At 49.2% G+C, this 13,330-nt stretch carries 11 protein-coding genes; all 11 read left to right on the top strand.

All coding sequences use genetic code 11. The features are described 5' to 3' along the window. Positions 1–2 precede the first annotated feature (2 nt). The 11 genes from BW941_RS07380 to pseF all read left to right on the top strand — a co-directional run bounded on the left by BW941_RS07380 (position 3) and on the right by pseF (position 13,328). On the top strand, positions 3–998 hold the full coding sequence (locus BW941_RS07380) for a glycosyltransferase family 2 protein (RefSeq protein ID WP_139325785.1): 996 nt from the start codon (positions 3–5) through the stop codon (positions 996–998). Between the two features lie 1,175 nt (positions 999–2,173). Further along, on the top strand, positions 2,174–3,580 hold the full coding sequence (locus BW941_RS07375; protein ID WP_076514963.1) for an MBL fold metallo-hydrolase RNA specificity domain-containing protein: 1,407 nt from the start codon (positions 2,174–2,176) through the stop codon (positions 3,578–3,580). A gap of 230 nt (positions 3,581–3,810) precedes the next feature. Next, entirely contained in the window at positions 3,811–5,214 is a 1,404-nt protein-coding gene (locus BW941_RS07370; RefSeq protein WP_076514962.1) for an undecaprenyl-phosphate glucose phosphotransferase, read from the top strand. Between the two features lie 33 nt (positions 5,215–5,247). After that, positions 5,248–5,625 (top strand): VanZ family protein, encoded by a 378-nt coding sequence (locus BW941_RS07365; RefSeq protein WP_139325784.1) that lies wholly within the window; start codon positions 5,248–5,250, stop codon positions 5,623–5,625. 82 nt (positions 5,626–5,707) lie between these two features. Further along, a complete protein-coding gene (locus tag BW941_RS07360) occupies positions 5,708–6,913 on the top strand; it encodes an outer membrane beta-barrel protein (RefSeq protein ID WP_076514960.1) in 1,206 nt (401 codons plus the stop codon). Positions 6,914–6,980: 67 nt separating this feature from the next. Then, positions 6,981–7,526, top strand: a complete 546-nt coding sequence (locus BW941_RS07355) for a polysaccharide biosynthesis/export family protein (RefSeq protein ID WP_076514959.1) — start codon at positions 6,981–6,983, stop codon at positions 7,524–7,526. 36 nt (positions 7,527–7,562) lie between these two features. Continuing rightward, positions 7,563–9,737, top strand: a complete 2,175-nt coding sequence (locus BW941_RS07350) for a GumC family protein (protein WP_076514958.1) — start codon at positions 7,563–7,565, stop codon at positions 9,735–9,737. A gap of 107 nt (positions 9,738–9,844) precedes the next feature. Beyond that, positions 9,845–10,384: a hypothetical protein gene (locus BW941_RS07345; RefSeq protein WP_139325783.1), complete on the top strand. Its 540-nt coding sequence runs from the start codon at positions 9,845–9,847 to the stop codon at positions 10,382–10,384. Between the two features lie 99 nt (positions 10,385–10,483). Then, complete coding sequence (pseB, locus tag BW941_RS07340; RefSeq protein ID WP_076514956.1) at positions 10,484–11,482, top strand: UDP-N-acetylglucosamine 4,6-dehydratase (inverting); 999 nt, start codon at positions 10,484–10,486, stop codon at positions 11,480–11,482. Positions 11,483–11,484: 2 nt separating this feature from the next. Then, positions 11,485–12,642: a UDP-4-amino-4,6-dideoxy-N-acetyl-beta-L-altrosamine transaminase gene (gene pseC / locus BW941_RS07335; RefSeq protein WP_076514955.1), complete on the top strand. Its 1,158-nt coding sequence runs from the start codon at positions 11,485–11,487 to the stop codon at positions 12,640–12,642. Beyond that, complete coding sequence (pseF, locus tag BW941_RS07330; protein ID WP_076514954.1) at positions 12,639–13,328, top strand: pseudaminic acid cytidylyltransferase; 690 nt, start codon at positions 12,639–12,641, stop codon at positions 13,326–13,328. The genes pseC and pseF overlap by 4 nt, the downstream gene beginning before the upstream one ends. Positions 13,329–13,330: the final 2 nt, after the last annotated feature.

The raw sequence follows: 13,330 nt of genomic DNA, 5'->3' as shown, positions 1-13,330 counted from the left end.
GCATGTCTGTATCTCCTGAGGTTTCTATCATTGTTCCGGTATTTAATGCAGGAGAAAAGCTGGTTCGGAGTATTGAGTCACTATTAAACCAGACCTTGAAAGATATTGAGATCATCATAGTTAACGATGCGTCCACTGACGATTCCGGCGTAGTAATTGACCGGTTGGCGAATGACAACGCGAAAATCATTCCGGTGCACTTACCAGAAAATAAAGGTGTTCATGAGGCACGTTTGGCGGGCTTGAAGGTGTCTAAGGCATCTTGGATCGGTTTTTTGGACGCGGATGACTTTGCCCGCGCAAAGATGTTTGATGGGATGCTATCCGCTGCTGAAAGCAATGATGTTGATATTGTTGTATGCGGTTCCGATCGTGTAACACCAGAGCGTAAAGTGATTGCCCCTAAATTAAGATTTCAACGCTCAGCAAAGGTAACATCTGATGTTTTTGAGCGTTTTTGTGCGTTTGATTTTGGAACTGGGATGCTTTGGAATAAGCTGTTTAAAAGGTCAGTAATTGAGCCTTGGTTTGATTTGCATTTTCCTTGGCGTCAAAGTATCAATGAAGATCTTCTGTTAAATCTTGGATGTTTTTACAATGCAGATTCTGTGTACTTGCTAAATGAACAATTGCATGAATATGTACTTGTCGATTCTAGTGTAACAACCCAAATGGAAAACTGTTGGGCTTATGTAGAGACATATAGAGCTTATGCATTGGCTGTTACATGTTATAAAAGTCTAGGTAAGGAAGCAGTTATAAATATTATTGATATGTATCGTACACAGATTAGTTGGGGTACTTATCATGTCGAAAGCGCTGCTCTGCTTGAGGGGTATCAAGAGCAGTTGCAAGAAGCGACGATCTTGCTAAGTAAAGAAAATCCACACGCCTTGGCTGAAATTGTTGCGAGACCGAAGAATATGACTGTCAATGGGCGGTTGGCGCTAAAGTCACTTTATATTTCGATAAAAAATCGACTGAAGAATTTTTTTTGAGAAGTACCCAGAAACTTTAACTCTATTATCGAGGTGTGAACATCGACGTTTGCCAGGAGCAGAGGTAACTGCTAATAGTCTCTGGTTGATAAGCTCCTGCAGGAGTGGTTACATAGCCCTTGTAGGAGCTCAACGCGAAGCTTGAGCGATAGATTTCGCGAATAGCCTTCGGCTGATTCGCTCCCACAGGGATGGAGCAAGCCCGCTGATTCGCTCCCACATGGGTGGAGCAGGCTGGTTGATATTCTCCCACAGGGAATTAGACAGTCTTTGTGGGAGCTATTCAGCCAGCTTGCCTGGCTAATAGCGATAGGCTTCGCGAATAGCCTTCGGCTGATTCGCTCCCACATGGGTGGAGCAAGCCCGCTGATTCGCTCTCACATGGGTGGAGCAGGCCCGCTGATTGCCTCCCACATGGGTGGAGCAGGCTGGTTGATTTTCTCCTACAGGGAATTAGACAGTCTTTGTGGGAGCTATTCAGCCAGCTTGCCTGGCTAATAGCGATAGGCTTCGCGAATAGCCTTCGGCTGATTCGCTCCCACATGGGTGGAGCAGGCTGGTTGATATTCTCCCACAGGGGTGGAGCAGGCTGGTTGATATTCTCCCACAGGGGTGGAGCTGGCTGGCTGATTTTCTCCCACAGGGAATTAGACAGTCTTTGTGGGAGCTATTCAGCCAGCTTGCCTGGCTAATAGCGATAGGTTTCGCGAATAGCCTTCGGCTGATTCGCTCCCACAGGGATGGAGCAAGCCCGCTGATTCGCTCCCGCATGGGTGGAGCAGGCTGGTTGATTTTCTCACACAGGGAATTAGACAGTCTTTGTGGGAGCTATTCAGCCAGCTTGCCTGGCTAATAGCGATAGGTTTCGCGAATAGCCTTCGGCTGATTCGCTCCCACAGGGATGGAGTAGGCTCGCTGATTCGCTCCCACATGGGTGGAGCAGGCTGGTTGATTTTCTCCCACAGGGGTGGAGCTGGCTGGTTGATTTTCTCCCACAGGGAATTAGACAGTCTTTGTGGGAGCTATTCAGCCAGCTTGCCTGGCTAATAGCGATAGGTTTCGCGAATAGCCTTCGGCTGATTCGCTCCCACATGGATGGAGCAAGCTGGCTGATTTTCTCCTACAGGTTTTTAAAGGTCACGCGACCTCAACAAAACACATATCAAGGAAGATATATGTACAAAATCTCTCACCACGGCGCGGTTGATGGCGTCACGGGTTCTTGCCACCGGCTGACGCTGGATTCTGGCGACGCCATTCTTATTGATTGCGGTATGTTTCAGGGCGCTGAGGGCGAGGCCATTTCTGAAGGTCTGGCCAGGGGCGAGTCGCCCATCGATTTCGATATATCGAGGGTTAGGGCGTTAGTCGTCACTCACTGTCACATTGATCACGTCGGGCGTATTCCTTATCTGATGGCGGCGGGTTTTTCTGGCCCTATCTACGCCACTGAAGCAACAGCTCAATTGTTGCCCCTGGTGTTGGAAGATGCTCTGAAGGTCGGTGTTACCCGTGACGAGTCTCTGATTAATAACTTCTTGCGTTTGCTGGATAAGCAGTTGATTGCTGTGCCCTTTAAGGAGTGGTTCGTTCCTGCTTCTATCCCTGCGCTGCAACTCAAGTTTCAGCGCGCAGGGCATATTCTTGGTTCTGCGTATGTTGAATGCGCTGTGGGTGAGAAGTTACGTGGCTCAAAACGTGTCGTGTTTTCGGGGGATCTCGGGGCGCCGTATTCGCCACTACTGCCCGCGCCTAAGTCGCCGTATCGTTGCGATGATCTGGTGATTGAGAGTACTTACGGTGATAAGTGCCACGAGGGCAGGAGAACCCGTCGACAACGTTTGCAGAAGACGATCGAGCGCTGCCTCAAGAATCGGGGTACGGTTCTGATTCCGGCATTTTCGATTGGGCGCACGCAGGAGCTGCTGTATGAGATCGAGGAGATCATTCACCGGGCAACACACAAGTCGACAAATGACGAGCAAGCAGCCCTGTGGGAATCTCTTGATATCATTGTCGATTCTCCATTAGCTGCTGAATTCACAGCTCACTATCGGTCTTTAAAGAGGCTTTGGGATGCCGAGGCAAGGCAGCGCCTCCGATCTGGCCGGCATCCTTTGTCGTTTGAGCAGCTGACTACCATCGAATCTCACCGGGAGCATGTTCAGACCGTCGAATATCTGGCCAATACGGGAAAGCCAGCCATCGTGATTGCCGCAAGTGGCATGTGCGCAGGTGGACGGATGATGAACTACCTGAAGGCTTTGTTACCCGATAAACGCACTGATGTTGTGTTTGTGGGGTATCAGGCTCAGGGGACACCGGGCAGGGACATTCAGAAGTACGGCCCGCGAGGTGGGTATGTCTACCTGGACGGCGAGAAAACAGACATTCGGGCGGGTGTGTATACCTTGTCTGGGTACAGTGCTCATGCGGATCAGAAGGATTTGCTGAACTTTATTAAGCGTATGCGCTACCGCCCCAAAACTGTACGCATTGTTCATGGTGATGATGAGGCGAAAGCCGCGCTGAGGAGTAAGATTCAACGCCAATTTACTGATTCTCAAGTAGTTATTCCGTGACAATTCATTTCTTTGTCATGGAATGCCTTTAATCTGCGTCATCTGAAAATTGTGCAATTGCGACAAAGTCGTTCACGAATCGTACGAATAGAACGATTGTCACTCGCCTGACGGTAACTTTACCCATACGGGGGATGGACACTTTCAGACCCCCGTCACATAATTCACATAAAGTTACGTCACGAATCACTATGTGGCGCAAAAAAAGGAATTCGTAGTCAGAGGTAGTTATGACGAAACAAGGACTCATCCGCTCGAATGAGAACTCTTTTGGAGTTCTTTATCGTGTCATAGACCTTTCCATCATTCTGATGACCCTGTTCGTCTGTGTGATTGGCTACGAGATTACTCCGCACATTGGCTACCTGACAGCGGGCCTTATTGCTTCAATGAGCTATCTTCTCGTGGCTGAGTCTCTGGAGGTTTACCGCTCCTGGCGCGCTGCGACGGCGCTTCGTATGATCACAGTGACTTCGTCTGCCTGGGTGCTGGTTGCCACTGGTCTTATTGTCCTGGCATTCTTTGCCAAGGTCTCGGAGGATTTTTCTCGCCTCGTCATGGGGACCTGGATGGTAGGTGCTTTAGTTTTTCTGAGTACCTGGCGCCTGATTTTCAGGCTTTTTCTCAAAGAGATCCGGTTGCGCGGTTATAACACTCGCCGGGTTGCCATTGTCGGTGTGAATGAAGCCGCTATCGAAATGCGCAAGCAGATTGATCGGAGCCCAGAGCTTGGCTATCAGTTCTGGGGCTTCTTTGATGATCGTTGTGATGAACGGATCATGGCTGAATACGATGATGTCGAGCTGATGGGAACCATCGACGAACTGATTCATCTCACTCAGTCGGGTAAGTTTGAAGTGATCTTTATCGCTCTGCCGCTTAAAGCCCAGGTACGCATTGCTGAGATTCTGGAAAAATGCGGTGACACAACGGCATCTGTTCACCTTATCCCTGATTTCTTTACGTACAATCTGCTGCATGCCCGCCTGAGCGAGGTTGGCCACATGCAGACGCTGAGCGTGTACGACTCGCCTATCTTTGGCATCAATGACGTTCTTAAGCGGATGTTCGATATTATCTTTTCGTTGGCTGTGCTTACTGTGATAGCTATTCCTATGCTGGTTATTGCTGGGGCTGTGAAGTTCACTTCTAAAGGGCCGGTTGTCTTTAAACAGATTCGTTATGGACTGGATGGTCGTCGGATTGAGGTCTGGAAATTCCGCAGTATGACGACCATGGATAACGGCGATAAGGTGATGCAGGCGATCAAAGGCGATGCGCGTATTACCCCAGTTGGTGCCTTTATCCGCAAGACGTCGCTGGATGAGTTGCCACAATTTATTAATGTTTTGCAGGGTAGTATGTCGGTGGTTGGCCCTCGGCCTCACGCGGTTGCGCACAACGAAGAGTATCGGAAACTGATTCCGTACTACATGCTGCGCCACAAAGTGAAACCAGGTATTACCGGCTGGGCACAAATCAACGGTTATCGCGGCGAAACAGATACGCTGGATAAGATGGAAGGGCGTGTTGAGTACGATCTGGATTATATCCGTAACTGGTCGTTGTGGATGGATGTGAAAATTGTCGTGCTGACCTTCTTTAAAGGGTTTGTCGGGAAACACGTTCACTAGATAATGAAGGCAGAAGCACAGCGGTGGCCAGCCGTGTTGTTTCTGGTCTATGCCATCGGATTAATCGTGTTAAGTGCGTGCAAGTCGGCTGAGATTGGCTTAACGCAGATACACGGGCTGGAAGCCTGGCTCGGTGGCGACAAAAGCATGCATTTTACATTGTCGGCTATCTTGGCCGTATTGGCTTGTTTTGCATCGGAACGGGTGTTAGATTTAGCGCCAATTACGCGTACCATTGGCGTTTGTTGCGTGCTGGTAGCAGCCTTGTCGCTGGATGAAGGCCTTCAGTACGTTCTGGCCTCACGGCGTTTTGAATTGCTTGATCTTGCATTCGGATCATTGGGGCTACTGACAGGAGCATTGGGGTACTTGTCAGTAAGGTTTGTCTGGTCGAGATCTAAACCGGCCTGACTTGCTCGCAACCTGGCGAATGGATGGCAAATGGATACTGAGGCTTTGCCTGTGCAGAGTCTTGATTTTTAAGGGGAATACTATGAAGTCTGTAAAAATACCGCTCAGTGTTGCTGTAATGGTCGCCAGCTTTGGCGCACAGGCAGTTGAGCCGCAGGGCATTCTACTCGATAGTGGTATCACTTTACTGCCCTCCGTTGCTATATCCGTACAAGACAACGACAACGTTTACCTGCAACCTGAAGAAACTCAGCAATCGTCCACTGTAACTCGTCTTTCTCCAGCGGTTGCCGTTGCTGCCGATTTAGGTCAGACCCAACTAGCGTTAGGCTTTGCTGCCGAGAAAGGTACCTATTCTTCAGATGAAGACGATAACTACACGGATACTCGGATCAATGTCGGCGCTGATTTCGAAATGACTTCCCGTCATGCTCTGGCATTGAGTGCACAGGTGAACTCTCTGCACGATGCTCGTGGTGCGGGTACTACCGAGGGTTCGGCAGCTCTTGAGATCAAAGACCCTGATGAATACGACGAAGACATCTGGGATGCTGCTTTCACATACGGTAGCGCCAATGCGCTGTTCAACATGACCTTTGGTCTGAACCGTTATGAAAAAGAATACCAGAACAACCTGAACGTTGCTGCGACCGATAACCGCGACCATGTTAAAACAACGTTGAGTGTTGATACCGCGATTTACGTGAGTGATCGAAGCAACTTCCTGATTGATTTGAGCACAGCAAATATTGACTACAACGAAGACAACATCATCACCGAAGGTCGTGAAGGTAGCCTGACCAAAGCGCTGGTGGGTATGTCTTACGATCTTACAGGTAAGCTGAGTGGTAGTGCCAAAGTGGGTGCTGCGCAACGTAACTTCGATTCAGACGACGTTGATTCTGATAAGACGTTAAGTTGGGAAGTTATGGGAGTATGGACGCCTCGCACCTACTCAGCGATTACGGTGTTCACTTCTCAGGCATCGAACGAAGCGAGTAGTGTAGGTAACTACATTGATACTAAATATTCGATGGTTAGTTGGAAACATGAGTTTTCCGAGTTCTTTTCCCTAACTACGGATGTCTCGCTTGCGAGTGATACCTACTATAACGAAGTAAATAATCGAGAAGACGATACCCTGTCCTACAGTATAACCGGTACCTATTCCCCAGCTAAGACCCTTGATGTTTATGGCCGTATTAGGCAGGCCGAGCGTGATTCGTCAGAAGCTGGTCTGGACTATGATCAGCAGGTTGTAACTCTGGGCTTGAAGCTCGCTATCTGAATGTCACGAGTGTAGGGGCGCGATATAGGCTCCTATACTGATTTGATTTTATAGAAAGAGAACCACCATGCTGCGCCTTCTGAGCCTGCTTTTAGTCACTTGTTCGCTTAATGTACTTGCTACCGAAAATGCCTACCGCCTGGGTGCTGGTGACCTGATTTCTATCAGTGTCTACGATGAGCCCGATCTGAGTCTTGAGTTAAGAATTGGACTGTCTGGCACAGTATCTTACCCACTGTTAGGGGATATAGAAGTCACGGGGCTGAGTCCTAAAGAGCTTGAAATAAGGCTTGTTGAGAGGCTTAGAGGCCCTTATCTTGTCGATCCTAGTGTGACGGTCTCTATTATGGAATACAGGCCTTTTTACGTTACAGGCGAGGTACGTAAACCTGGCAGCTATTCCTTTCATCCAGGATTGACAATAGACAGAGCGATTTCCATTGCGGGCGGCTTAACTGAGCGTGCCTCTAAAAACAAAATATTTGTCGTGCATGATTTGAGCGTCAAGCAGGTAGAGTTAGATGGTGGGCCTTCTATTAAGAAGAATCGGGCTAACATAGCTGACGTTGTACGACCTGGAGATGTAATTACGGTTGAGCAAGGCTTCTTTTGATTATCAGAGAATGCATCATGTACCAGGAAACACTATATGAATAATCAGTCTGGCGTTGAGGTTGTTAACCTCACGCACTATTGGCAGGTCGTGCGCCGGCAATTGAAGAAAATTGTACTCTTCAGTCTTGTAATTTCTGCGATCGCTGCCCTTGTCGCTCTTGTTTTGACCCCTTTGTATCAAGCAACCGCAACGATTATGATCGAAGCTGAGGAAGCTAAAGTACTTTCCATAGAAGAAGTATATGGACTCGCGAGCCAGAGTGATGAGTACTTCAAAACGCAATTTGAGATCCTTAAGTCCCGAGAGTTGGCTCGCCGTGTTGTTAAAAAAATGAAGCTTACCGATGTAGCGGAGTTTAATCGCCACCACCCGAGCAATAAAAAATCTTTCTCGCTGAGAGAAGTGGTGATGGGAGAGGGGGAACCCGCAACCGAAGAAGATATTATCTCCGATACCATTGACACTTTGATGTCGGTAATTGAAGTTTCACCCATTCGTAAAACCCAATTGGTTAAGGTGTCGGTTGAAAGCAAATCTCCTGCACTGGCCGCCAATATTGCCAATGAGATCGCAAACCAGTTCATTGAGAGCCAGTTAGATGCAAAAGTCAAAGTAACACAGCAGGCTGCGGGTTGGCTGACTGACAGGCTAGGAGGCCTCAAGGCTAAACTTGAAGAATCAGAACGCAGGCTTCAAGAGTATCGGGAAGAGAATAACCTCGTAGATGTTGAAGGCGTAAGTACACTGGTTGCAAAAGAGATTGATCAGATTACTGAGAAACTAGTCGAGGCGCGCTCCCAGCGGCTCGAGCTTGAAGGGACGTATCAACAACTGGTGGCGTTGGGTGAATTGACCTTCGAGAACCTTTCGAGTTTGCCAAGTATCATCAGTAACCCCGTTGTCGTTAATCTGCGTGATGCAGAGACTCAGGCCGAACTGAAAGTTTCTGAACTGAAAAAGCGCTATGGTCCGCTTCATCCTAAGATGATCGCTGCGGAATCTGATCTCGAGGCGGTTCGTGAGTCTGTTTTAACGCAGATGAAGCGGATTGCTACATCCATTGAAAGTAAGTATTTGGTGGCAAAGGCAAAGGAAACGTCTCTGCAAATTGCATTCACCCATGCCAAATCGGATGTTAAGGATATTAACCGTACGGAGTTTATGCTTAACGAGTATCAGCGTGAAGTTCGCACGAACAAACAACTATATGATGCTTTTTTCAGCCGTATCAGTGAAACCACAGCAACAGGCGATTTACAAACCGCTAATGCTCGCGTGGTTGACCCTGCTGTCGAACCTGCTTCACCTGTAAAGCCTAAACGTAAGTTGATAGTGTTGCTGGCATTAGTCGTGAGCGGAATGTTTGGCGTGGCTCTCGCGCTACTGTTGGATATTCTCGATTCAACCATCAAGAATCTGGACGATGTTGAGCGTAAGCTTGACGTGCCTATGCTTGGGCTGTTGCCTCTGGTAGGTAAGAAGCATGATGCGGGCGATGCAGAGCAGATGGTGCGCGCTTTTGTTGGTGAAGGGATGGATGGATTTCGTGAATCTGTTCGTACCTTGCGCACTGGGCTGACACTTGCCAGCATGGAGCAGCCTGCGTCGGTTATTCTGGTGACCTCATCGGTGCCGAGCGAAGGTAAGACGACGACATCAACCAATGTTGCTGAAGCTTTTGGGCAGATGGAAAAGACTCTATTGATTGACTGCGACATGCGTCGTCCGTCGGTTGCGAAGAAGTTAGGGTTGGCTCCGAATGTTCCGGGTCTGTCTAACGCGGTTGCTTACCCGGATATGTTGGATGAATGTATTCAGTCGCGCCCAGAACTGGGTATTGATGTTGTGTCTGCCGGACCGATTCCTCCTAACCCACTCGAGTTGCTGGGTTCGAAGAATTTCCGTGACATCCTCGATACACTCCGTGGGCGTTATCAGCGGATTATTATTGACTCTGCACCTATGCAGGCCGTGAGTGATGCCTTGTACTTGTCGACTCTGGTAGACGGTGTTGTCTATGTTGTTAAGGCGGATGCGACGAAAGACAAACTCGCACAGGATGGCTTGAGTAAGCTTGATAACAATAATGCCCGCGTGCTGGGTGTGGTGTTGAATCAGGTGAATATTGATCGCGAAGCCAAATACGCTGATTCCTATGCGGGCTACTACGATGTTTACGGATATTCATCGAAGTCTGTTCAGGGGTAATGGGGCGTAACTTGATAGGTGGGTCACGAGTAGCGGGTGTTATTTCTCGCTATTGGTGGCTTATTTTATTCCCCGCTTTATTCGCGGCCTACTTAGCGTTGGTTTCTTTGCTGACTGAGTTAGGTAAAGCCTCGGATACGGACTCCGGAACCAGTCCGTATTTTGAATCTGCGTTGACACTCGCCCCCTGGCACTCGGATGCTGCTGCTTCTTACGCTTCTTATTTGCGAGCTTACGCTGTGACGCTTCCATTGGGTGCTGAACGTGAGGCGCTTTTCGAAAGAGTGCTCGCACTTTACGAGCGGGCGATGGAAGGTAGGCCCCTTTGGCCTTATTACCATCTGGGGGCGTTTGATGCGGAGTACCTTCTTAACCGTTCAGCGGAATCGATTCAGGCTCGCTTCGATCGGGTTACGTCGCTTGCGCCTAACGAACGAGGGTTAGACCGAAATCTACTTGAGTTGTCTCTCTATAGTTGGAACAAGTTACGTTCAGACCAGAAACAATGGGTAGTACTACGCCTCCAGAAGACCCAGGGCACGATCCGGCGGGACATGCTGGACATCATCAAAGAGCTTAAAGCCTACAACCTCAACCTGTGTACTGAGATGCCCTGGAAGCTCGTAAGGCGCGCTTGCCAGGAATAGTTTTCTCTTTTCTACTCTCTGTCTCTATCGATTAATTCTGACATGGCACACTGATTGCTCAATCTCATGGATATGAGTTAAAGCGTCAGGAGTTTGACTATGTTCGATGGGAAAAGCATTCTGGTCACGGGTGGCACTGGGTCATTTGGCCATGCTTTTGTTCCGATGACGCTTGAGAAGTACAACCCGCGCCGGATCATTGTGTTTTCTCGTGATGAGATGAAACAGTGGGAGATGGCGAAGCTCTTCGAGGGTGATCCCAGGGTTCGTTTCTTCATTGGCGATGTGCGCGATAAAGACCGTTTGTATCGAGCCTTAGATGGCGTTGATTATGTGGTGCATGCGGCGGCGACAAAGATTGTTCCGATCGCTGAGTACAATCCATTTGAGTGTGTAAAAACCAACATCAACGGCGCGATGAATGTGATTGATGCCTGTATCGATCACGGTATCGAAAGCTGTGTGGCGCTCTCTACGGATAAGGCCAGTTCTCCGGTCAATCTCTATGGTGCGACTAAGCTCGCCTCGGATAAGTTGTTTGTGTCGGGTAATGCGTATTCGGGCGAGCATGGCACCAACTTCTCGGTCGTGCGCTACGGCAATGTGATGGGTTCGCGCGGGTCTGTGATTCCTTTCTTTCAGTCGATCAAGGAGTCGGGTGTGCTACCGATTACCGATGATCGAATGACACGCTTTATGATCTCTCTTGAGGATGCGGTTAAGCTCGTCTGGCATGCTTTCGAAGACATGATTGGCGGTGAAATCTACGTGAAGAAGATTCCGTCGATGAAGGTAACGGATCTTGCCCGGGTAGTGGCCCCGGAGGCCGAACAGAAGGTCGTAGGCATCCGTCCGGGCGAAAAGCTGCATGAGCAGATGATTGGCAGTGAGGATTCGTTCCATACTTATGAGTATGACGAACATTTCAAAATTCTGCCGAGTATTAACGGTTGGGACCATTGCCCTGAGCGTATAAAAGACGGCAAGCTGGTACCCGAAGGCTTTACCTATTCAAGTGATAATAATTCAGAGTGGATGACCGATGCTGAGCTTCAGCATTGGATTGAGCATAACCGGGATAGAATCGGGAAGATTTAACTATGATCCCATACGGGCGCCAGAACATTACGAGTGAGGATATCAAAGCGGTCACTGAAGCACTTCAGTCTGACTTCCTGACTCAGGGCCCGGCCGTACCCGCCTTTGAATCCGCGGTTTGTGATGCCGTTGGTGCGGCGTTTGGTGTAGCTGTTAACAGTGCTACCTCTGCACTTCATATCGCTTGTCTGGCCTTAGGAATCGGCAGGGGAAGTCGAGTGTGGACCAGCCCGGTAACCTTTGTTGCTTCTGCTAATTGTGCTCTCTATTGCGGTGCTGATGTTGATTTTGTCGACATCGATAGCCAGACCTACAACCTCAGTATCGAGGCTCTGACCGAAAAGCTCGTTGAGGCTGAGCAGGCGGGTACTTTACCTGATGTGCTTATCCCCGTTCATTTAGCTGGCCAGTCGTGCGATATGAAGGCCATCGCTGATCTCGCGAAACGTTTTAATTTCAAAGTCATAGAAGACGCTTCTCATGCGATAGGGGCAGATTATGCCGGTTTGCCGGTAGGGAATTGCCGTTACTCTGATATTACTGTCTTCAGCTTTCATCCAGTAAAGATTATTACGACGGGTGAGGGCGGTATGGCAGTGACTCAGGATGAGGAGCTGGCGAATACTATGGCGCGGTTGCGCTCGCACGGCATTACCCGTGATCCAGCTTTGATGACGCGCGAGCCCGATGGTGATTGGTATTACCAGCAGCAGGAGCTTGGTTTTAACTATCGCATGACGGACCTTCAGGCGGCCTTGGGCGTTAGTCAGATGCAGCGCCTGAGTCAGTTTATTGAGCAACGACGCGCACTGGCTGAACGATATTTTTCGCTATTGAGTAGCCTGCCGGTGACGTTGCCGTACCAGGCCGAGTGGTCAGCATCGGCCTGGCATTTGTACATACTGAGGATTAAACCTGATCTGATTGAGAAATCGCAGAAGCAGGTATTTAAGGAACTCCGCGAGGCGGGCATTGGCGTTAATCTGCATTATATTCCCGTACATTTACAGCCCTATTACGCGGCGCGTGGATTCGCGATGGGGGACTTCCCAGTGGCAGAGAAATATTACACAGAAGCGATCAGTATCCCGTTATTTCACGGAATGACAGAAGAACAGCAGAACACGGTGGCTAACGTTTTGGAGGACGTTCTGATATGAGTCGGATCGCTGTGATACCCGCTCGCGGTGGCAGTAAGCGGATTCCACGAAAGAATATTAAACATTTTGCGGGTAAACCGATGATCGCCTGGTCGATTGATGCAGCGATTCAATGTGGATTGTTCGACCGTATTATTGTTTCTACCGACGACGATGAAATTGCCGAAATAGCGCGCACACTCGGAGCTGAAGTGCCGTTTATCCGCCCGGCGTATCTGTCGGATGATCATACCGCTACGATTCCGGTCATTGCGCATGCGATTGATGCCTTGATCGATGAAGGCGAAGCCCCTGTTGATGTTTGTTGTATCTACGCAACTGCCCCCTTTATTTCAGCGGATGATTTAGAGGCTTCTTACAAGCAGTTTAAGCGTACAGACAGCATGTATTGTTTTACCGCAACGGAGTTTGCGGCGCCGATCTTCCGCTCCTTTCAGGTAGAAGATGATCATTCTGTCGAGATGTTCTGGCCAGAAAACTTTGAAAAGCGCAGCCAGGATTTACCGGTGGCGTATCACGATGCCGGACAATTCTACTGGGGCCACGCCAAAGCCTGGATGGATGGCGATCTTATTTTTGCGCCGCATTCTCAGGCGTTCGTCATTCCTCGATGGCGGGTTCAGGATATTGATACTCCGGATGATTGGGCGAGAGCAGAACTGATGGCTCCGGCAATTCTGGGGTAATG

It is taken from the genome of Thalassolituus maritimus (genome assembly GCF_900156675.1).
Classification (GTDB): Bacteria; Pseudomonadota; Gammaproteobacteria; order Pseudomonadales; family Oceanobacteraceae; genus Thalassolituus; species Thalassolituus maritimus.
The sequence above is the reverse complement of the archived record's forward strand: the minus strand, read 5'-3'. Positions and strand labels throughout refer to the sequence as shown.